This window comes from Agromyces sp. 3263, from assembly GCF_031456545.1.
Taxonomy (GTDB): domain Bacteria; phylum Actinomycetota; class Actinomycetes; order Actinomycetales; family Microbacteriaceae; genus Agromyces.
Window position 1 is genome coordinate 1707079 of the sequence record NZ_JAVDUV010000001.1, and the last position, 21056, is coordinate 1728134.

The 21056-nt window shown below is 70.7% G+C and carries 20 protein-coding genes; 17 read left to right on the forward strand and 3 right to left on the reverse strand.

The genetic code is table 11. The features are described from left to right. Nucleotides 1–134: 134 nt before the first annotated feature. The 11 genes from J2X63_RS07790 (at nucleotide 135) to J2X63_RS07840 (ending at nucleotide 12309) form a co-directional block, all read left to right on the forward strand. Complete coding sequence (locus J2X63_RS07790) at nucleotides 135–1085, forward strand: sugar ABC transporter permease (protein ID WP_309975791.1); 951 nt, start codon at nucleotides 135–137, stop codon at nucleotides 1083–1085. A 106-nt stretch (nucleotides 1086–1191) separates the two neighbouring features. After that, on the forward strand, nucleotides 1192–1998 hold the full coding sequence (locus J2X63_RS07795; protein WP_309975794.1) for a carbohydrate ABC transporter permease: 807 nt from the start codon (nucleotides 1192–1194) through the stop codon (nucleotides 1996–1998). A 58-nt stretch (nucleotides 1999–2056) separates the two neighbouring features. Next, the gene (locus J2X63_RS07800; RefSeq protein ID WP_309975796.1) at nucleotides 2057–3352 is read left to right on the forward strand and encodes a sugar ABC transporter substrate-binding protein; all 1296 of its coding nucleotides are present in this window, start codon (nucleotides 2057–2059) and stop codon (nucleotides 3350–3352) included. Then, complete coding sequence (locus tag J2X63_RS07805) at nucleotides 3349–4629, forward strand: hypothetical protein (RefSeq protein WP_309975798.1); 1281 nt, start codon at nucleotides 3349–3351, stop codon at nucleotides 4627–4629. Before J2X63_RS07800 ends, J2X63_RS07805 begins: the two co-directional genes overlap by 4 nt. 260 nt (nucleotides 4630–4889) lie before the next feature. Further along, nucleotides 4890–5600, forward strand: coding sequence for a hypothetical protein (locus tag J2X63_RS07810; protein WP_309975800.1), 711 nt, complete (start codon nucleotides 4890–4892; stop codon nucleotides 5598–5600). 139 nt (nucleotides 5601–5739) lie between these two features. Continuing rightward, nucleotides 5740–6900, forward strand: a complete 1161-nt coding sequence (locus tag J2X63_RS07815; protein WP_309975803.1) for a Re/Si-specific NAD(P)(+) transhydrogenase subunit alpha — start codon at nucleotides 5740–5742, stop codon at nucleotides 6898–6900. Further along, nucleotides 6900–7190, forward strand: a complete 291-nt coding sequence (locus tag J2X63_RS07820; RefSeq protein WP_159605404.1) for an NAD(P) transhydrogenase subunit alpha — start codon at nucleotides 6900–6902, stop codon at nucleotides 7188–7190. The genes J2X63_RS07815 and J2X63_RS07820 overlap by 1 nt, the downstream gene beginning before the upstream one ends. Further along, the gene (locus tag J2X63_RS07825) at nucleotides 7187–8560 is read left to right on the forward strand and encodes an NAD(P)(+) transhydrogenase (Re/Si-specific) subunit beta (protein WP_309975807.1); all 1374 of its coding nucleotides are present in this window, start codon (nucleotides 7187–7189) and stop codon (nucleotides 8558–8560) included. Before J2X63_RS07820 ends, J2X63_RS07825 begins: the two co-directional genes overlap by 4 nt. Before the next feature lie 255 nt (nucleotides 8561–8815). After that, nucleotides 8816–11191, forward strand: a complete 2376-nt coding sequence (locus J2X63_RS07830) for a bifunctional UDP-sugar hydrolase/5'-nucleotidase (protein WP_309975809.1) — start codon at nucleotides 8816–8818, stop codon at nucleotides 11189–11191. A 189-nt stretch (nucleotides 11192–11380) separates the two neighbouring features. Beyond that, entirely contained in the window at nucleotides 11381–11965 is a 585-nt protein-coding gene (locus J2X63_RS07835) for a DUF308 domain-containing protein (protein ID WP_309975811.1), read from the forward strand. Next, nucleotides 11962–12309, forward strand: a complete 348-nt coding sequence (locus J2X63_RS07840) for a hypothetical protein (protein ID WP_309975812.1) — start codon at nucleotides 11962–11964, stop codon at nucleotides 12307–12309. The genes J2X63_RS07835 and J2X63_RS07840 overlap by 4 nt, the downstream gene beginning before the upstream one ends. A gap of 21 nt (nucleotides 12310–12330) precedes the next feature. Here J2X63_RS07840 and purB read toward each other — a convergent pair whose 3' ends face one another. After that, nucleotides 12331–13710 (reverse strand): adenylosuccinate lyase, encoded by a 1380-nt coding sequence (purB, locus tag J2X63_RS07845; RefSeq protein ID WP_309975815.1) that lies wholly within the window; start codon nucleotides 13708–13710, stop codon nucleotides 12331–12333. Then, nucleotides 13707–14234 carry a low molecular weight protein-tyrosine-phosphatase gene (locus J2X63_RS07850; RefSeq protein ID WP_309975817.1) on the reverse strand — a complete coding sequence of 176 codons (528 nt, stop codon included), beginning with the start codon at nucleotides 14232–14234 and terminating at the stop codon, nucleotides 13707–13709. Before J2X63_RS07850 ends, purB begins: the two co-directional genes overlap by 4 nt. A gap of 96 nt (nucleotides 14235–14330) precedes the next feature. Here J2X63_RS07850 and J2X63_RS07855 point away from each other — a divergent pair, with 96 nt between their 5' ends. The 3 genes from J2X63_RS07855 to J2X63_RS07865 all read left to right on the forward strand — a co-directional run bounded on the left by J2X63_RS07855 (nucleotide 14331) and on the right by J2X63_RS07865 (nucleotide 17230). Continuing rightward, entirely contained in the window at nucleotides 14331–15224 is an 894-nt protein-coding gene (locus tag J2X63_RS07855; RefSeq protein WP_309975819.1) for an aminoglycoside phosphotransferase family protein, read from the forward strand. A gap of 120 nt (nucleotides 15225–15344) precedes the next feature. Beyond that, on the forward strand, nucleotides 15345–15662 hold the full coding sequence (locus tag J2X63_RS07860) for a hypothetical protein (RefSeq protein ID WP_309975821.1): 318 nt from the start codon (nucleotides 15345–15347) through the stop codon (nucleotides 15660–15662). A 62-nt stretch (nucleotides 15663–15724) separates the two neighbouring features. Continuing rightward, entirely contained in the window at nucleotides 15725–17230 is a 1506-nt protein-coding gene (locus J2X63_RS07865; protein WP_309975823.1) for a hypothetical protein, read from the forward strand. Here the strand turns inward: J2X63_RS07865 and J2X63_RS07870 are convergent. Beyond that, entirely contained in the window at nucleotides 17205–17588 is a 384-nt protein-coding gene (locus tag J2X63_RS07870) for a phage holin family protein (RefSeq protein WP_309975825.1), read from the reverse strand. The genes J2X63_RS07865 and J2X63_RS07870 overlap by 26 nt on opposite strands. A 93-nt stretch (nucleotides 17589–17681) precedes the next feature. Between J2X63_RS07870 and J2X63_RS07875 the strand changes: the two genes are divergently transcribed. From J2X63_RS07875 to J2X63_RS07885, 3 genes are all read left to right on the forward strand, one after another. Then, nucleotides 17682–18773 (forward strand): histidinol-phosphate transaminase, encoded by a 1092-nt coding sequence (locus J2X63_RS07875; RefSeq protein WP_309977859.1) that lies wholly within the window; start codon nucleotides 17682–17684, stop codon nucleotides 18771–18773. Between the two features lie 16 nt (nucleotides 18774–18789). Beyond that, a complete protein-coding gene (locus tag J2X63_RS07880; protein ID WP_309975827.1) occupies nucleotides 18790–19923 on the forward strand; it encodes a thiamine pyrophosphate-dependent dehydrogenase E1 component subunit alpha in 1134 nt (377 codons plus the stop codon). 131 nt (nucleotides 19924–20054) lie between these two features. After that, nucleotides 20055–21038 carry an alpha-ketoacid dehydrogenase subunit beta gene (locus J2X63_RS07885; RefSeq protein WP_309977860.1) on the forward strand — a complete coding sequence of 328 codons (984 nt, stop codon included), beginning with the start codon at nucleotides 20055–20057 and terminating at the stop codon, nucleotides 21036–21038. The last annotated feature ends 18 nt before the right edge of the window (nucleotides 21039–21056 follow it).

Genomic DNA, 21056 nt, shown 5'->3' on the forward strand with positions numbered 1-21056 from the left:
TGCTGGCGTCACGACTCATCCTTGATTCATTCTACACAACGTTGTTTTAGCAAATGCAACGTACGGATGGCCGGCTCGACGATGAGAGACAAGGGGTCATGGCGATTCTCATGGACTCGACAGTGGATCCGGGAGTGCCGGATCCACGATCGCAGCTCTCCGGGCGTCGGTCCACGCGGCCGGCCGCGGGCCGGCCCCCGCGTCGCGGCCACCTGCGTCGCGTCGACGCGGCATACGGGTACGCCTTCATCGCCCCCGCCGTCCTCGGATTCCTCGTGTTCGTCGCCCTGCCGATCGCCGGGGTCTTCCTCTTCAGCTTCCAGGACTACAACAGCCTGTCCGGCCGCTCGACCTACGTCGGCATGGAGAACTACGAGCGGCTGCTCACGAGCGACGTGTTCGGCACCGTGCTCCGCAACACGGCGGTGTTCTCCGCCTTCGTGATCCCGGCCAACCTGGTCATCGGCCTCCTGATGGCCGTGCTGGTCAACCAGCGGATCCGCGCGATCTCCGTCTTCCGCACCGCCTACTTCGTGCCGGTGGTCATCTCCCTCGTGGCGTGGTCGCTCGTCTGGGACGTCATGCTCCAGGATTCCGGCGGGATCAACGGATGGCTCGCGATGATCGGTATCGAGGGCCCGAACTGGCTCGCCGACCCCGACTGGGCGATGACCTCGATCATCTTCGTCCAGGTGCTCAAGGGAGTCGGCGTGAGCATGGTGCTGTTCCTCGCGGCGCTCCAGGAGGTGCCCGGTGAACTGCTCGAAGCCGCGAGGATCGACGGCGCGGGCCCCTGGCAATCGTTCCGCAGCGTGGTCGTGCCCCTGATCACGCCGACGATCATGATGGTCGCCATCCTCGCCACCATCAACTCGCTGAAAGCCTTCGCGCAGGTGTTCCTGCTCACCGAGGGTGGTCCGGGGCTGTCGACGAACATCCTCGGCTATTTCATCTACGAGCAGGCGTTCAAGGCGTTCCAGGTGGGCTTCGCGAGCACCGCTGCGGTGTTCCTCTTCCTCATCGTGCTGGTGCTGACACTGCTGCAGTGGTGGTCGCGGAAGCGGTGGGTCTTCAATGAGTCCTGAGCTGACCACGGCCGCGGTCGCCGCATCGCCCCGCACACGGGCCCCTCGCCGCCGCCTCCCACGATCAGGTGGGGCGGGCGGGCGAGGTCGCCTCGGCACCGTCGGCATGTACCTGCTGCTCGCACTCGTCGCGGTGCCATTCGTGTTCCCCGTCTTCTGGATGTTCTCCACCGGGCTCAAGACCTACGGCGACGTGTTCGAGAACCCGCCGGTGCTCTGGCCCGAGGACCCGCGATGGGGCAACTACCTCGTGCCCTTCATCACGGGACCGTTCCTGCAGCAGTTCCTCAACAGCATCTACATCGCATCGGTGACGACGATCGGCGTGCTCGCCGTCGCCTCACTGGCCGGGTACGCGTTCGCCCGCATCGAGTTCCGCGGACGGTCGGTGCTCTTCGTCATGCTGCTGAGCGCGCTGCTGATACCGCCGGAGGTGACGATCATCCCGCTCTTCCGCATCGTCTCGGCGTTCGGCTGGATCGACACCCACCTCGCGCTCATCGTGCCGGCGATCTTCGGCGTGCCCGCCGTCCTCGGCGTCTTCCTGATGCGCCAGTTCTTCCTCGCCCTGCCGATCGAGCTCGAACAGGCCGGTCGCGTCGACGGACTCGGCCGCTTCGGCCTGTTCACGCGCGTCGCCCTCCCGCTCGCCAAGGCTCCGCTCGCGGCCCTCGCGATCCTGACGTTCCTGAACAGCTGGAACGACTTCCTCGAGCCGCTCGTCTTCCTCCGGACCCGGGAGCTCTGGACGGTGCCGATCGCGCTGCAGTCGTTCACGGATCCGATCACGGGCATCCCCATCTGGAACATCCAGATGGCGGCCACCACCCTGAGCGTCCTGCCCGTGCTCGCGGTGTTCTTCGTCGCGCAGCGCCAGTTCGTCCAGGGCATCGCCGGCACCGGCATCAAGTGACCCCGTCCTCGCGGCCGCAGAGGCGCCCGCACCCTCGATGAAGAGAGAGGCACCACCCATGAGAAGCACACAGCGAGCGGGCATCGCCGCGGCATCCGCCGCAGCACTGTTGCTCGTCGGCTGCTCGCCGAGCGCCGACACCCCCACACCGACGGAAGTCGAGTACGACGAGCCCGTCGACCTCACCATGACGGTCTGGACGGCCGACGAGAAGATCATCGGGCAGTTCCAGGCGCTCGCCGACGAGTTCCGCGATGACAACCCCGAGCTCGGCGAGCTCACCATCGAGACCATCCCGTTCGCGGAGTACAACTCCCAGCTCGCGATCCGGCTCAGCGGCGGCGAGGCGCCCGACCTCGGCTGGATCGTCGAGTCCGCGACGCCGGCCTGGGTCGACTCGGGTGCGCTCGCCGACGTCAGCTCGCTCGAGGACGACGAGGACTGGGCGTACGGCGACATCATCCCCAACCTCCTCAGCGCGCTGGAGGGCGAGGACGGAGAACTCTACGGCTACCCGTTCGCCGGCACGACGCATCCGATCATCTACAACACGACCGCTTTCGAGACCGCCGGACTCGAGACGCCCAACGAGCTGCTCGCCAAGGGCGAGTGGACGTGGGATGCGCTGCGCGAGCAGGCGAAGGCGCTGGTCGACGCCGGTGTCGTGACCTATGGGTTCGACATCCCGCAGTGGGGATACACGAGCTATGCGCTGTTCACGCCGTTCCTGAAGGGATTCGGTGGCGAGGCCTACCCCGACGGGACATCGTGCGGGTACGCCGACGACGCGTCGGTCGATGCCTTCCAGTTCGTGCACGACATGGTCTTCGAGGACGGCTCGTACCCCGCTCCAGGCTCGGCGTCGAGCTTCCCGACCGGCGACACCGGCATGTACCTCGGTGCGCCGAGCACGCTGGCGCAGCTCGCGGACTCGACGTTCGAGTACGACATGGCGCCGCAGCCCGAGGGTGACGTCGACTACAGCCCGTTCATCGGGCAGGCCTCGATGGTGGTCTTCGCCGACGGACAGGCCCCCGAGCTGGCGACGCGCCTGTTCGCGCACCTGACGAGCGAGGAGGGGTCGGCGGCGCTGCCCTACGTCGCGCCCCGGTCGTCGCTGCAGACCGAGGAGTTCGTCTCGGGCCTGTATCCGCAGGTGCCGCCGGAGTCGGCGAAGGCGTCGCTGCTCGACACGCTCGACTCGGCACAGCAGGTCGACTATCCGGTGTCCTTCCCCGAGCTGGAGACGGCGACCAAGCCGGTGTTCGACGGGTTGTGGCAGCCGGATGCCGACGTCGAGGCGGTGCTCGAGGACGTCTGCGCGGTCGCGGACCCCATCCTGGAATCGCAGTGATCGCCGGCGCGGGAGTCGAATGGGACTTCCGCGCCGGCCTCGGCGGCCTGTCGGATCGGACCGGACACGGGCTCATCCTCTCCGGCCCGCATCCGCCGCGCTGGGAACCCGATCCGCTGGTCGGCGGGGCGGTGGTGTTCGACGGCGTGCGCGACCACCTCCGGATCGAGTCCTCGCGATCCGGTCCGCTCGACGCGGCGCGCTTCGGAGACGAGGTGTCGGTCTTCGCGCTGGTTCGACGGGACACCACCTCGACCGGTTTCGTGGCGGGCATGTGGCAGGAGGACGATCGCGATCCACGCCGCCAGTACGGGCTCTTCCTCAGCCTGCCGACGTACGGCGGCGCGCAGCAGGTCATCGGGCACGTCTCGCACGACGGCCGGCCGAGCCCGGGCCTTCCGTACAGCCGCGACTACTCCGCGAGTGCCCGCATGGTGGCGCCAGGCACGTGGCGCGTGGTCGGCTTCACGTACGACGGATGCCACGCCGTCTCGTTCCTCGACGGCACCGCCGACCGGCGGCCTGCCTTCACCGAGGTGGGGCCTCCGGTCGGTGCCGGACTGGTCTACGCGAAGAACCCGTACCGCTTCGGCCACGGGCTGAACCGCAGCGCGCGCGCCGAGTTCACACTGGGCGCCGTGCGGCTGACCACGGGGATGGGCAATCACCTCGCCGGAGCCATCGCGCGATTGGCCGTCTGGGCGCGTGCGCTCCGACCCGCGGAGATCGTCGCGCTCGCCGCATCGTGGACCCCACCCGCTCGACCGCTCGTCGACCTCGACCTGTTCAGGCCGACCGCCGTGCCCGCGACCGAGGGTGGGGCCGGGAACGGCGGGGGCGGCGGCGCGTGGCCGCTCGGCGCCCTCGGGTGGACGGAAGTGGCGACCGCGTCCCGACGGCCGTCCCCCGTGATGACCCGGGGCGGCCTCGTGATGCCGGCGTCGACGCGTGCACGGCTGGTCGCGTTCGACTCGATCGACGGTCTCGCCGGTCACGACGTCACCCGCTTCGGCGTGGAGGTGCGCCGTGGTCGCTGCCTTCGGCTGGCGGTGCGCATCGGCGACGAGTGGTTCGCGTCGACGCCGCTTCACGTCGGCCGCAACCGCATCGAGCGTGCGGGCGGCTGGACGCGGCTGCGGTCGTCCGGCCACGCGGCATCCGCCTGGCGTGCTTCGAGACGGATGCCGCTCCCGCCCGGTGCCATCGGCGGCATCGGGATCCTCCGACCCGCGGCATCCCACCTCGCCCTCGTGCGTCGCCTCACCATCTGGCGGTAGGGCGCGGGCGTCGTCGCGCGCGCCTGTCAAGCCCTTCACCACGCGAGCGCTCGCCCCTATGGTTGCGACGACCCTCAGCCGATGACCCGATCCTGCCGCTGACCCGAATGGGCGGCACGATCGGCGGCTCTGCCCGAGAGCCCGGTCGCCGGTGTCGCCGCCCAGAGGAAGTCCCGACCGCAGCGTGGCATGTGTCGGGTGGAGATCTCATGCATGCAGTTCGCACCGATGAAGGCGCGTTCCCGTCGATACCGCGAATGATGGCGCGAACGCCGCTACCGGTCTACGCGTCCGTCGTCGTGCCCGTCGTGGTGTTGCTGGCCTTGGCGGCGGTGCAGCCGTGGCTTCCACCGAGCGACCTGATGCGCGACAGCCAGGTGATCGCCACGCGGCATCATGCCGCGAGCCCCGCCTACGGACTGGTGTCCAACCTCGGCATCATCGTGCTGGCGCTCTCGAGCGGCGCGGCGGTGACGGCGCGGCTCGTCCTGCGCGAGGCCCGCGCACCCTGGCCCAGGCTGCTGCTGTGGATGGCCGTCGTGAGCCTCGTGCTCGTCCTCGACGACCTCCTCCTGCTGCACGAGGCCGCGACGTTCGCGTCGTGGACGGCCGTAGTGGTCGCGGCAGCGTACGGATTCGCGTTCCTCCGCTTCGTCTTGGAGTTCCGTACCCTGATCGTCCGCGACCTCGAGGTCGGGCTCCTCGTGCTCGCGGTCGGATCGTTCGGGGTCTCGGCAGCGACCGACCTGCTCGTGGCGGCGACGCAGGCCTCCGTGCTCGTCGAGGACGGCGCCAAGCTGCTCGGACTCGTCGCCTGGTCGGCATTCGTGCTGCGGACCGCCCTCGCCGCCTTCCGGCATTCCGGTGCGAGCACGGCCGCTGCACCGGTGCCTCCACGGATGACCGTCGCCGGGACCGCCGCCGGCGCAACGATCGTGCGCGACACTTCCGCACAGGTGAAGAACCGCTGATGTTTCGGCCCTGACACGGGCGAATCGTGGCTCGGATGCCGCGTCGGCGGGTACGCTCGCCACACGTGCAGCAGTGCCGCGGCATCGAATTCCTCCGTGCCGGCGGCGCCGCTGCACTCCCGTGTGGAGAGGAGCGACCGTGAGGGTCGGCATCGCGAGAGAGCGACGAACAGGCGAGCGGCGGGTGGCCGCCACGCCCGAGACCGTGAAGCAGTTGGCCGGCCTCGGGCTCGAGGTGCTCATCGAGCACGGTGCGGGCGAGGCATCCGGTCACTCGGATGCCTCCTACGAGCAGGCCGGGGCGACGGTGGTCGACCCCCTGGGGCTGGGCGACCTCGACGTGCTGCTGCACGTGCGTCCCCTCGAACCCGAGACGCCGGGCCGCCTGCGCCGGGGCGCGGTGACGATCGGACTCGGTTCGCCCTCCACCGAGCTGGCCACGGTGCGGGCGCTCCGCGACGCCGGCGTGACGGCGTTCGCCCTCGAGCTGGTGCCGCGCATCTCCCGCGCCCAGTCGATGGACGCCCTGACGAGCCAGGCGCTGGTCGCCGGCTACCGCTGCGTGCTCGAGGCGGCGATGCGCCTGCCGAGGTTCTTCCCGCTCTACATGACGGCGGCCGGCACCATCCCTCCCGCGAAGGTGCTCGTGCTCGGGGCGGGCGTGGCCGGCCTGCAGGCGATCGGCACGGCCAAGCGCCTCGGCGCCCGCGTCTCTGCGAACGACGTGCGCGCGGCCTCCGCCGACGAGGTGAAGTCGCTCGGCGGCACCTTCATCCACCTCGACCTCGACGCGGCCGATGCCGGCGGCGGGTACGCGAAGGAGCTGGGCGCCGATCGCGCGGCGCGGCAGCGGCAGCTGCTCGCCCCGCACGTCGCCGACTCCGACGTGCTCATCACGACGGCGGCGATCCCCGGGCGACCGGCGCCGCTGCTCGTGACCGCCGACATGGTGCGGGCGATGCGCCCCGGGTCGGTGGTGGTCGACCTCGCCGCCGAGTCGGGCGGCAACGTCGAGGGCTCGGTGGCCGGGTCGGACGTCGCGATGCCGACCGCCGACGGCGGCGGCACGGTCACGCTCGTGGGCATGAAGGATGCCGCTTCGACGATGCCCGCCGACGCGTCGCGCCTCTACGCCAAGAACGTCGCCAACCTGCTCGCCCTGATGTCGCATGACGGATCGGTCGAGCCCGACTTCGGCGACGTGGTGGTGCTCGACGCCTGCCTCACGCATGACGGCATGGTGCGGCATCCGGCCACCGCCGAGGCCCTTGAAGCACTCGACGCGGAAGGAGCCCGCTGATGGACGGCGTCGCCCTGCTCACCATCACCGTGCTGTCGGTGTTCGTGGGCTTCGAGGTGGTCTCGAAGGTGTCGAGCACCCTGCACACCCCGTTGATGTCGGGGGCGAACGCCATCCACGGCATCATCCTGGTCGGTGCGATCATCGTCGCCGGCCAGGCCTCCGACGGCTGGACGCTCGCCATCGCCCTGGTGGCCGTCGTGCTCGCGACCGCCAACCTCGTCGGCGGGTTCGTGGTCACCGACCGCATGCTCGAGATGTTCCGCGGTCGCAAGGGGGCCGGTCGATGATCCTCCTCTCCCCCACGTGGACCGCGATCCTCTACCTGGTCGCCGCCGTCTGCTTCATCCTCGCCCTCAGGGGGCTGAGCTCGCCGAAGACCGCCCGCCGCGGCAACCTCATCGGCGCGGCCGGCGCCCTCATCGCGGTCATCACCGTGTTCCTGTCGTCGAAGCTCGACAACATCCCGTGGATCCTCGCGGCGATCGCGGTCGGTTCGGCCATCGCCGCGCCCGTCGCCCGTCGCGTGCAGATGACGCAGATGCCGCAGCTCGTCGCCCTGTTCAACGGCGTGGGCGGCGGTGCGGCCGCACTCGTGGCGCTGCTCGAACTCGCGCACACGGATGACGCGTGGGTGCGCGTCGCCATCGTGTTCACGCTGCTCGTGGGCGCCGTGTCCTTCGCGGGGTCGCTCGTGACCTTCGCGAAGCTGCAGGAGCTGATGACGACGCGACCGGTCGTCTTCCCCGGACTCCCGGTGCTCATGACGGGGGCCCTCGTCGCGGCCATCGCGGCGGCCGTCGCCGTCGTCGTCACGGGCGCGGGCTGGCTCGCCGTCGTGCTGCTGGTGCTCGGGCTCCTGACCGGCGTGCTCCTCGTGCTGCCCGTCGGCGGCGCCGACGTTCCGATCGTGATCTCGCTGCTCAACGCGTTCACCGGCCTCGCGGTCGCGGCGTCGGGGCTCGTGCTCGGCAACGTGCTGCTCGTCGTGGCCGGCACGCTCGTCGGCGCATCCGGAACCATCCTCACCCGGGCCATGGCGTCGGCGATGGGACGCAGCGTGTCGGGCATCATGTTCGGCGCGTTCCGCGGCGGGTCGACGGCCGGGTCCACCGAGGCGTCAGACCGGCCCGTGCGCTCGTCGAGCCCCGAAGACGTGGCCGTGCTGCTCGGCTACGCACAGAAGGTGATCATCGTGCCGGGCTACGGCCTCGCCGTGGCGCAGGGCCAGCACACCGTGGCGGAGCTGCAGTCCGAGCTCGAGTCCCGCGGCATCGAGGTGGTCTTCGCGATCCACCCGGTCGCGGGGCGCATGCCCGGGCACATGAACGTGCTGCTCGCCGAGGCGAACGTGCCGTACGAGTCGCTGAAGGAGATGGGCGAGGTGAACCCCGAGTTCAAGACGGCGGATGTCGCCCTCGTCGTCGGGGCGAACGACGTCGTCAATCCCGCCGCGAAGTCGACGCCCGGCTCGCCGATCTACGGGATGCCCATCCTCGAGGTGGCCGACGCGCGCCAGGTGGTGTTCCTGAAGCGGTCGATGCGGCCGGGCTTCGCGGGCATCGAGAACGAGCTGCTGTTCGAGCCCCAGACCACGCTGCTGTTCGGCGACGCGAAGGACTCGCTGGCGAAGGTGCTGGGGGCGGTCAAGGCGCTGTAACCGGTCGGTAGGGTTGCCGCGTTGCCGGTCGAGCTCGTCGCGGTCGCTGGCCCGCCGTCGGGCCCGGCCTCGTGCGCCTCGGGCGCGTGCTCATCGAACGCAACGCGAAGGACGACTTGCTCATATGAGCAGGGGTCTTGTCCGGTGGACGGCGGGATGATCCAATGGCCGGGAGCGAAGCATCCTCACCCGCGTTCATTCCGGTCGGACGCTGCGTTCATCCTCCCGAAACGTCCAAGCGAAAGACTGGCGCACATGTCCACAGCTCGCCGCATCGCCGCCGGGGCCGTCGGTCTCGGCCTCATCCTCACGGGGTTGTCCGCCGCACCGGCGTACGCCGCACCCACCGAGGTGCAGATCCTCGCCACCAACGACTTCCACGGTCGCATCCTCAACAACGCGACGAACGGCGAGGCCGGCGCCGCCGTGCTGGCCGGCGCGGTGAAGCAGCTGCGTGCGAGCAACCCGAACACGGTCTTCGCCGCGGCGGGCGACCTCATCGGCGCCTCGACGTTCGAGTCGTTCATCCAGCACGACAAGCCGACGATCGACGCGCTGAACGCCGCCGGGCTGGAGGTGTCGGCCGTGGGCAACCACGAGCTCGACCAGGGCTACGACGACCTCGTCAACCGCGTCATGGCCCCCTACGACGCGACGACCAACCCCTACGGTGGCGCGCAGTGGCAGTACATCGCCGCGAACCTGAAGATGAAGGCGACCGGCGACGACGCCGTTCCGGCCACCTGGATCAAGAGCTTCGGCGACGTGCAGGTCGGCTTCGTCGGCGCCGTCACCGAGGAGCTGCCCTCGCTCGTCAGCCCCGGCGGCATCGCCGACATCGACGTCAAGGGCATCGTGACGTCGGTGAACGCCGAGGCGGCCGACCTGGTCGCCGAGGGCGCCGACCTCGTCGTCATGCTCGTGCACGAGGGTGCGCCGACGACGAACTGCGCCACGATGAACGCACCCGGCACGACGTGGGGCGACATCGTCAACAACATCTCGCCCGACGTCGACGCGATCGTCTCGGGTCACACGCACCTGGCCTACAACTGCTCGTTCCCGGTCTCCGCATGGGCCGGACGCGCGGTGACCGACCGACCGGTCGTCTCCGCCGGCCAGTACGGCACGAACCTCAACCAGCTCGTGTACACCGTCGACGGCGGCACCGGCGTGGTGTCGGCGAAGACGCAGGCGATCCTGCCGCTCGAGAACTCGTCGAACGTCGCGCTGTACCCGGCCGACCCGGCGGTCGCGCAGATCGCGGCCGACGCGAAGGCCGCTGCCGACGTGCTCGGGGCGCAACCCCTCGGCCAGATCGGCGGTGCGTTCAACCGTGCGAAGCTCGCGAACGGCACCACAGAGAATCGCGGAGGCGAGTCGACCCTCGGCAACCTGGTCGCCGAGGTGCAGCGCTGGGCGACCGAAACCCCCGAGTCCGGCTCGGCGGAGATCGCGTTCATGAACCCGGGCGGTCTGCGCGAGGACATGGTGGGAACCGGTACCGACCCGTACCCGCGAACGCTCACCTACAAGCAGGCGGCGGTCGTGCAGCCCTTCGCGAACACGCTCGTCAACATGCAGCTGACCGGCGCGCAGATCAAGACGGTGCTCGAGCAGCAGTGGCAGCCGCGCGACTCGCTGAACCGGCTGCTCACCCGGCCGTTCCTCCGCCTGGGAGTCTCCCAGGGCTTCGAGTACACGTACACCGAGCGCTTCGCGACCGAGTACCCGCTCGACAACCCGGCCACCCCCGATGTCGACGAATCGGTGACGCCGTACGAGGCGAGGTACGGCACGGTCACCGGCATGTGGCTGAACGGAGTGCCGATCGACCCGGCGACGTCGTACTCGGTAACGGTGAACTCGTTCCTCGGCACCGGCGGTGACAACTTCTTCGAGTTCGCCAACGGCACAGGCAAGCGGGATACGGGCAAGATCGACCTCAATGCGATGGTCGATTACATGGCCGCGTTCGGCGGAACGACGCCGCTTCCGGTCGACTACGAGCAGCACGCCGTGCAGGTCGAGTTCCCGGCCGGCGCGCCGGCCACGTACCTGCCGGGTGCCACGGTCGCGTTCAACGTGAAGTCGTGGGCGATGTCGACGGCCGCCGACGTGAAGGATGCGTCGCTGGTCGTGTCGCTCGGCGACACCCCGCTGGGCACCTTCCCGGTCGACAACACCATCGGCACGGCACCGTACGACGAGTACGGCACCGCCTCGGTGTCGGTGCAGTTGCCCGCCGGCGCTCCGGTCGGCGCAACCGAGCTGACGCTCACGGGTGCGGCGACCGGCACGTCGATCGCGGTGCCCATCACGATCGCGAAGGCCGTGTCCACGGTCACCGCCACGGCGCCCTCGACGATCAAGCAGAAGAAGGAGACCGCGTCGATCGCGGTCGTCGTCTCCTCCACCGGTCCGCAGGCGACCGGCACCGTGCAGGCCGTGATCGACGGCGAGGTCGTCGACTCCGCGCAGCTCGTGGCCGGACAGGCCGTGCTCGAGGTCGGCCCCTTTAACAAGGGCATGGTCGACGTCGAGGTGCGCTACCTCGGTGACACGGTCACCGACGGCGACACGACCGAGGTGAGCATCTCGGTCACCGCCAGCGGGAAGGGTGGGAAGTAGGCCCCAGGCCTGACTGATCCGGTCCCGAACGGGGTGGATGTCGCGCACGCGGCGTCCACCCCGTTTCGCGTCAGCTGTGGACTCCGGTCCCGCCGGAGCACCGGCCGCACCGATCGGAGCCCGTTCGAGCGCACAGGTGGACCCACGTAGGATGGATCGGTACCCCCCTCCGATGTGAAAGAGGTCGCCGTGGCCACCGCCCGCGATACTGCCCCGGAGCGCACCCAATACTGGGTCGTCCCGGTCGTCCGCGGACTCCTCGCCCTCGTGCCCGCCGCGGTCATCACGTTCTCGCCGAACCACTCCCCCGAGCTCGGGCTCCTCATCTTCGGGGCGTGGGCCATCGCGTCGGGCCTCGTCGTGGGGGCCCTGACGCTGCGGCTGATCGACGATCGCGGCATCCGCTCGCTCTTCCTCGTCACCGCGATCGCCACTGTGGCGGCGGGCCTGCTCGCGGTCACCGTGCCCGGTGCGCTGCCGTTCCTGCTCTACCTCGTGAGCATCTGGGCCGCCGTCACGGGGTTCGTGGAGCTCTATGCCGGGCTCCGTGCTCGCGGCCGCACCTCCGCCGCGCGCGACTGGATCGCCGCCGGCGCCTTCACCGCGATCCTCGCACTCGTCTTCCTGCTGCTGCCGCCCGACCCCGTCACCGCGGTCGGCCTGCTCGGCGGGTACTTCGTGATCCTCGGCGTCTATCTCGTCATCGGTGGATTCTCGTTGAAGTGGGCCCTGGCGCCTGGCGCCGAGGCATCCGGATCGGAGCAGCACCCGTGACCCAGCCGAACGGCGACTACAAGCCCTCGAAGCGCGAGATGCTCCGCCCGGTCGAGTACGTCGGCGGCGCCGCGATCGCGGCGATCTTCACTGGGGTCATCACCCTCGTCGCCACTCGTGAGTGGAACCTGGCGCTCATCGCCGCCGGAGGCGTGTTCATCATCGTGCTCGTCGGACTCGCGCTCTTCTCGATGGCGGTGAAGCCCGACGCGATGGAGTCGGCCGAGATCCACGAGGCCGACCGTGCTCCCGGCACGTCGACGGATGCCGCAGGGCCGGCGTCCGACGCGCGCGAGACCGGTGTCGACCCCGACGACGACCGCGGGTCGCCCCGGGGCCACTGACCCGCGGCGGCGCGCGGCCGCTCAGAGTCGGTCGACGAGCTCCGAGGCGAGGCCCGTGTACGTCGCGGGGGTGAGCGCGAGCAGGCGCTGCTTCGCGTCGTGGCCGATCTCGAGCCCCTCGACGAACGCGGCGAGGTCGGCCGCGCCGATGCGCTTGCCGCGCGTGAGGTCCTTCAGCAACGCATACGGGTCGGCGATGGTCGAGCGCCCGGCCACGACCTCGGCGCGGATGACCGTCTGGATGGCCTCGCCGAGCACCTCCCAGTTGCCGTCGAGGTCGGCGAGGAGCAGCGCAGCGTCGAGGTCGATCTCACGGAGGCCGCGCTCGATGTTGTCGAGCGCGAGCAGCGAGTGCCCGAAGCCGACGCCGATGTTGCGCTGCGCGCTCGAGTCGGTGAGGTCGCGCTGCAGGCGGCTCGTCACCAGGGTCGCGGCGAGCGAGTCGAGCACCGCCGACGAGAGCTCGAGGTTGGCCTCGGCGTTCTCGAAGCGGATGGGGTTCACCTTGTGGGGCATGGTCGAGGACCCGGTGGCGCCGGCCTGCGGGATCTGCCGGAAGTAGCCGAGCGAGATGTAGGTCCAGATGTCGGTCGCGAGGTTGTGCAGCACCCGGTTGGCGTGTGACACGCGGCCGTAGAGCTCCGCCTGCCAGTCGTGCGACTCGATCTGCGTGGTGAGGGGGTTCCAGGTGAGCCCGAGCGACTCGACGAACTCGCGCGACACGTCGGGCCACGCGACATCCGGTGCCGCGACCACGTGCGCCGAGAACGTGCCGGTCGCGCCCGAGAACTTGCCGAGGTACTCGGTGGCCTCGACCTGCTTCGCGATGCGCTCGAGGCGGTGCACGAAGACCGCGAGCTCCTTGCCCATGGTCGACGGGGTCGCCGGCTGGCCGTGGGTGCGCGAGAGCATCGCCGCGTCGCGGTGCTCGACGGCGAGGGCCGCGATCGCGTCGATGACGGTGCGGTACTTCGGCAGCCACACCTCGCGCACGGCGTCGCGCACGGTGATCGCGTAGGAGAGGTTGTTGATGTCCTCGCTCGTGCAGGCGAAGTGGGTGAGCTCGGAGATCGCGTCGAGTCCGAGCAGCTCGAGCCGCCGCCGCACGTAGTACTCGACGGCTTTCACGTCGTGGCGGGTCGTGGCCTCGAGCGTGGCGAGCTCGTCGATGTCGGCCTGGCCGAACTCCGCCACGACGGAGCGCAGCTGCGCCTTCTGCTCGGCGGTGAGCGGCGACGAGCCGAAGAATCCGCGATCGGTCTGCGCGATGAGCCACTCGACCTCGACCTGCACGCGCGCCCGGTTCAGGCCTGCCTCGGAGAGGTGCTCGCCGAGTTCGCCGACGGCGGCGCGATACCGTCCGTCGAGCGGGCTGAGCGGCTGGGGAGGCAGCGAAGTCATCGGATTCCTTGTCTGAGTGCGGGCGCGAGTTGCCGGAAGAGTGCCGACGTCGACCGCTCTATCATCCCAAGAACTCGATCGAAGGTCGCCTCGTCGGAGTAGTAGGGGTCGGGCACGTCCTGCAGCGGCGCCAGGTCGGAGTCGAATTCGAGCAGCAACCGCACCTTGTCCTGGTCGAGCGACGACGGCGCCCAGTTGCGCAGGATGCGCGCCTGACCGCGGTCGAACGCGACGATGAGGTCGAGGTCGGGGAAGTCGCCGGCCTCGAACTGGCGCGCGCGATGCTGCGACCCGTCGTACCCCGCCCGCTCGAGCGCGTCGATCGTGCGCTGGTCGGCACGCTCGCCCACGTGCCAGTCACCGGTGGCCGCCGATTCGATGGCGAGGTGCTCGCCGAGCCCGGCGCGTTCGGCGAGGGAGCGCAGCACGACCTCGGCCATCGGTGACCGGCAGATGTTGCCGGTGCAGACGAACGACACTCTGAAGGGCTGCGCGGCGTCCCCCGCGGGTTCCGCTCGCGTCATGGTCCCATTGTGGACGAGAACGGCGCCGGGCACAGCAGGAAAATCGCGCCGACGATACGCTGGTCGACTCCGAGTCCGACACCGAAGGGGGCGACGATGACGGATGCCCCGCCGCCCGACTTCCACGTGGACCCGGAGCTCGCCGCCCGGCTCGTGGCCGCCCAGCATCCCGACCTCGCCGGACCGGTGCGGCATGCGGCCGGCGGGTGGGACAACGTGCTGTTCCGCCTCGGCGAGCGGTACGCCGTGCGGATGCCGCGACGGCACGAAGGGGTCGGGCTCATGTGGAACGAGCAACGGTGGCTGCCCGAGCTCGCGGCCGCGCTGCCGGTTCCGGTGCCCGCGCCGGTGCGCGTCGGCCGGCCGGCGCCTGAGCTGGGCTACGACGTCCCGTGGAGCATCGTCCCGTGGTTCGACGGGCAGAGCGGGCTCTCCTTCGATCTCGAGACCCGCGGGGTCGCGGCGAGCGCACTGGCCGGGTTCGTCGCCGAGCTGAGCGCCACGCCGGCGCCGGTGGATGCCCCGTCCAACCCGTACCGCGGCGTGCCGCTCGCCCGCCGGGACGCGGCGATCCGAGCGCGCCTCACCGGCGGGCGCATCCCCGACGCAGATCGGCTGCTCAGGGTGTGGGAGCGTGCGCTCGCGGCATCCGAGTGGACCGGCCCGCCCGTGTGGCTCCACGGTGACCTGCACCCGCACAACGTGCTGCTCGCCCCGTCGGGCTTCCTGGTCGCGGTCGTCGACTTCGGGGACCTGACCGCCGGCGACCCGGCCACCGACCTCGCCACAGCATGGCTCACCTTCGACGCCCGCTCGCGGCGCCGCTTCCGTTCCGAGCTGGAGGTCCGCCGTGGGGTCGACGAGGCGACGTGGGACCGGGCGCGCGGCTGGGCGCTCGTGATCGCCTCCGCGGTCGTCGAGATGTCGAGTCCGGCCAGCCGGTTCGGAAGTGTCGCGGCCGAGGAGCTGGCGCAGGTGCTGCTCGACTGAGCGCGGTATGGCGCTCGGCCGTCGAACGGCTCGTCCTCCACAAGGCCGAGCCGATGGGGAGTGATGCACGGATGCCCCGCCGACTCGCCGCGCGCGCTTCTGCCGCGCGAGCATCGGGGCATGGACTCCGCCGCACCCTACGTCGCCGTGGTCACGGGCACCGCCACGGCGGAACGCCTCGACGCCGCCCGCCGCCACCTGCTCGTGCTGGCGTCGCTCTCCGACGCCGTCCGAATCGATCAGTCGAGGCTCATCCCGGCGAATCCCACCGGCTGGCGTTCGGACGCGACGATCGGGTACATGGAGCGGCTCGACAACCTTCGCGCGGGACTCGCGAAGGCCACGTCGCTGCTGAGCGATGCCGAATCGTCCCTCCGACAGCACGTCCGCAACCTCGAGTTCGAGCTGGCGGGCCTCGAACGCGGTGGCACGAGATGACGTCGGCGCAACCGGGAGCTGATGGTCTCGTCATCTCCGGGGGCGGATCCACGGCCGTTGAGGTGGACGAGCTGTTCGTGCACGCGGCCAAGTTGGCGGCCACCGCCGCGATCGTCGCGGACTGGCTCGATCGCCTCGACCGCATCTCGCGCGGGCTGGAGACGATCGACCTCGACGGCCTGTCGGGATTCGGCGCCGCAGGGTCTCCGTTTGCGAGCCTCGGGTTCGCGCGCCAGTGCCTGGGGCACGTCGAGCGCCTGGCGCGTCGGCTGCCCTCCTCGCTCCTCGACGCGGCCGAGCGGTACGGGGATGTCGAGCGCCGAGTCGAAGCGCTCTGGCAGCTCGGCGCCGTCATCGCGGCGCCGTGGGTCGGCGCCTTCGCCCCTCTGCTCGTCGCCAACGGCGTGCTCGTGGCGGGCGGGTACGCCGTCGGCTCGGGCATCGGGCGCGCCGTCGGCATGAAGCAGACCCCGCTCGTGTCCTGGCTGGCCGAGCACCGGGGGCTGCTGTCCGATCCCGAGTTCGTGCGGCTCGTCCGGGTCGCCGCCGACCACGCCGACGAGGTCGTCATGGGGCCTGGCCCGGTGTCCTCGGCTCTCGGGCCGCTGGTCCGGGCTCCCGAGAGCGCGTCCGTGCTGCTCGGCGCCGCCGGCCTCTTCGGACTCGCCGGCAGCCGTGTGCTCGTCGATGGCCCCGTCACGGTCTCGCGCGTGACGCGCGTCGACCAGGCCGTCGCCGACGGGAAGCGCCTGGTCGGCAAGCACACGCCGCCCGCGGCATTGGCACCGCACGGGCATCCGGCCGAGGCGCCCGCGCACCTCGGCGACGTGGTGGCGCCGCCCGACGGATACGGCGACCTCGCCGACCGAGTACCGAGCCCCGAAGACGGCGGCGCACAGATCCGGATCGAGCGATACGGAACGGCTGACGACGCCAGCTGGATCGTCTACGTCGGCGGCACCGTCGACCTCGGGCTGACCGCCGGAGAACAGCCCGCCGACATGACGAGCAACCTGCACGGCATCGCCGACGACACCGCCATCGACGCCCTGCGGCTCGCGGGCGCCGACTCGGGGGCCGGCGAGCGTGCGGTGCGGGCGGCACTCGATGAAGCGGGTGCGGCTCCGGGCGACCGCCTCCTCGCCGTCGGCTACTCGGGCGGCGGCGTCATCGCGGCGAAGCTCGCCGGCGACGCCGACCTCAACGTCGTCGGTGCCCTGAACCTGGGGGGCCCGGTCGCGTCGGCGCCCCTCCGCGACGGCGTCGGCGTGGTCTCGCTCGAGCACGAGGAGGATCTCGTGCCGGCCACCGGGGGCGCCGGGCACTCGTCTCCCGAGTTCATCGCCGTATCGAGGAGCGTCCTCGATACCGACCGGGAGTATGCAGGCATGCTGCCGGCGCACGAGCTGGCGCGCTACCGCGCGACCGCCGCGGCCGTCGACCGATCGGAAGACGAACGGCTCGTCGCATTCCGGAGCCTCGTCGGCGAGGTGAGCGGTGGAACGTCCGGGTTGCGCAGCGACTGGGTGGCGACGCGCGACCTCAGTCGCGCGACGGGCGCACGATGAGGCCGATCAGCCAGCTGATGAGGCCGAGCACGAGCGCGCCGAGCACGCCCCACCAGAAGCCGTCGACCACGAGGCCGAACCCCATGAGGTCGCTGATCCAGGCCACGAGCAGCAGCAGGAGTCCGTTCACGATGAACGAGATGAGCCCGAGCGTGAGCACGTACAGCGGGAACGCGATGATCCGCACGAAGGTGCCGACGAAGGCGTTCACGAAGCCGAAGATCAGGCCGACCAACAGGTACGTGAGCACGGTCGCGAGCGTCGTGTCCTCGTACGGCACCACCTTGACGCCGGCGACGATGAGCGTCGTCAGCCACAGGGCGACGGCGACGACGATGACCTTGACGATGAAGCGCATTCCTCAACTCTGGCAGAGAGGTGGTCGCCCGTCACGGCAGATCGCGCCGTGGCGCGAAGGGGTACGGTGGAATCCGTGACCGCAGCCGAGCCGATGAGGGCCAGCGTGCGCCTTCGCCCCGAGATCGCCGCCCTCCCCCCGTATCGCCAGGGCCGCCCGGCGCCCGCCGACGGCTTCAAGCTCTCGAGCAACGAGAACCCCCACGCGCCGCTGCCGGGGGTGGCCGATGCCGTCGCCGCGACGGCCGTCGAGATCAACCGTTACCCCGACGCCACGGCCCTCCCCCTGCGCGAGCGACTGGCGGAGCGATTCGGCGTCACGGCTGACGAGGTGATCGTCGGCGCCGGGTCGGTCTCGCTCCTCGCGCAGTTCATCGCCGCGGCCGCCGGTCCGGGCGACGAGGTCGTCTACTCGTGGCGGTCGTTCGAGGCCTACCCCGGCCTGGTCACGGTGTCGGGCGCGGCGAGCGTTCGGGTGCCGAACCGCGCCGATCACGGCCACGACCTCGACGCGATGGTCGACGCCATCACGGAGCGCACGCGTGTCGCCATCGTGTGCTCGCCGAACAACCCCACGGGCACCATCGTCACGGCCGCCGACTTCGACGCATTCATGGCCAGGGTGCCGGGCGACCTGCTCGTGCTGCTCGACGAGGCCTACATCGAGTTCGTCCGCGACGCGGCATCCGTCGACGGCCGCTCGCTCATCGGCCGTCACCCGAACCTCGTGATCCTCCGCACCTTCTCCAAGGCCTACGGGCTCGCCGGCCTGCGGGTGGGCTATGCCGTCGGTCCCGAGGCGATCCTCGACGCCGCGCGCGCGACCGCGATCCCCCTTGGCGTCACCGCCGCGTCGTCCGCCGCGGCACTCGCCTCGCTCGAGCCCGCCGCCGAGGCCGAACTGCTCGCCCGCGTCGATACGATCGCCCAGCGCCGAGACGCGGTGCGTGCGGCCCTGCTCGAGCAGGGCTGGGCCGTGCCCGAGGCGCACGGCAACTTCGTGTGGCTGCCCACGGGCGACGCCACCGTCGAGGTCGCCGAGCGCCTGTTCTCCGCCGGGCTCGTCACCCGGGCGTTCCCGCCCGAGGGCATCCGCATCTCGATCGGCGAGCCCGAGTCTGTCGAAACCCTCCTCCGCATCCTCGGTGAGCTTGTACCGGCTTCACAAGAAGGGCGTACCTCGTAGCGGGTACCGTGGAACGGTGGCAGCCCGCGAGAGAGATTTCACCGCGCCGACGGTCCAGCTCCTGACCCCGTCGGGCGAGCTGCGCCCGACGCCCGAGGCGGAGGAGTACCTGCCCCTCGTCGAGGCGCTGCCCGACTCGATGCTCGAGCAGTTCTACCGCGACATGGCCGTGTCCCGGCGCATCGACATCGCCGGCGCGAACCTGCAGCGGCAGGGCCAGCTGGCCCTCTGGGTGCCGAGTCACGGGCAGGAGGCCGCCCAGGTCGGGTCCGCTCGCGCCGCACGGCCGCAGGACCACATCTTCCCGTCGTACCGCGAGCACATCGCCGGCATGATCCGCGGGCTCGACCCCGTCGCCATCCTGTCGCTGCTGCGCGGCGTCACGCTCGGCGGGTGGAATCCTGCAGAGAACGGCAACTTCCACCTCTACACGCTCGTGCTCGCCTCCCAGACGCTGCACGCGACCGGCTACGCCATGGGGATGCAGTTCGACGGCGTGGTCGGCACGGGCGATCCCGAGGCGGATGCCGCAGTGCTCGTCTACTACGGCGACGGCTCCACCTCGCAGGGCGACGCCAACGAGGCGCTCGTCTTCGCCTCGAGCTACCAGACGCCGCAGGTCTTCTTCGTGCAGAACAACGGCTGGGCGATCTCGGTGCCCGTCTCCCGCCAGTCGCGCAGCCCGCTCTCGCTGCGCGGCGGCGGCTTCGGCATGCCGGGCGTACGCATCGACGGCAACGACGTGCTCGTCAGCTACGCCGTCACGCGCCAGTCGCTCGAGGAGGCGCGCGCGGGCGACGGACCCAGCCTCATCGAGGCGGTGACCTACCGGATGGGCGCGCACACCACCGCCGACGACCCCACCAAGTACCGCACCGACGAAGAGGTCGCGTTCTGGGCCGAGCGCGACCCCATCACGAGGTACCGCACCTGGCTCGAGGGGCGGGGCGCGTCGGCGGCCTTCTTCGAGGACGCCGACACCGAGGCGGCCGACGTCGCGTCCGACATGCGCCGGCGTGCGCTCGACGTCGCCGGGCCCGCGCGCGACAAGATCTTCCGGCACGTCTACAGCGAGCCGCATCCGCTCATGGCCGAGGAGTCCGCGTGGCTCGAGGCGTACGAGTCCGGCTTCGAGGGAGGAGCGGCATGAGCTCACGCACCGACGACGAGCGCCTGATGGACGAGGCGGTCGCGACCTCTGCCGAGGTGGGGGCGACCCGCGAGCAGGCCGCGCCCGCGGCATCCGTCGCACCCGCGGTGCAAGGCGAGACCGAAGCAGGCATGCGCGGAGTGCAGACCCTCTCGATGGCCAAGGCCATCAACGCCGGCCTTCGCGAGGCGCTGCGCGCCGATGACAAGGTGCTGCTCATGGGCGAGGACATCGGTCCGCTCGGCGGCGTCTTCCGGGTGACCGAGGGCCTGCAGGCCGAGTTCGGCGACAAGCGGGTGCTCGACACTCCCCTCGCCGAGTCAGGCATCGTCGGCTCGGCGATCGGCCTCGCGATGCGCGGCTACCGGCCCGTGGTCGAGATCCAGTTCGACGGATTCATCTTCCCGGCCTTCGACCAGATCACCACGCAGCTCTCGCGGCAGACGGTGCGGCACGACGGCACGGTCTCGATGCCCGTCGTCATCCGCGTGCCCTACGGCGGCCACATCGGCTCGATCGAGCACCACCAGGAGAGCCCCGAGGCGTACTTCGCGCACACTCCCGGCCTGCGCGTGGTGAGCCCGTCGAGCCCGCACGACGCGTACTGGATGATCCAGGAGGCCATCGCCTCGAACGACCCGGTGCTGTTCTTCGAGCCGAAGAGCCGCTACTGGCCGAAGGGGCCGGTCGACCAGGACCACTCGGGCATGCCACTGCACGCGAGCCGCGTCATCCGGCAGGGCACCGATGTGACCGTCGTCGGACACGGCGCAATGGTCTCCACCCTGCTGCAGGCGGCCGACATCGCGGGCGGCGAGGGCACGAGCATCGAGGTCGTCGACCTGCGGTCGCTCTCCCCCATCGACTACGGCCCGTTGCTCGACTCGGTGCAGCGCACCGGGCGGCTCGTCGTCGCGCAGGAGGCGTACGGCTTCGTCAGCGTCGGGTCCGAGATCGCGGCCACGGTGGCCGAGCGGGCCTTCTACTCGCTCGAGGCGCCCGTGCTCCGCGTCTCGAGCTTCGACACCCCGTTCCCGCCCGCCTCACTGGAGACCGAGTTCCTGCCGAGCCCCGACCGGGTGCTCGAAGCCGTCGACCGCGCCCTGGCGTACTGACGGCCGCGCACCACATGA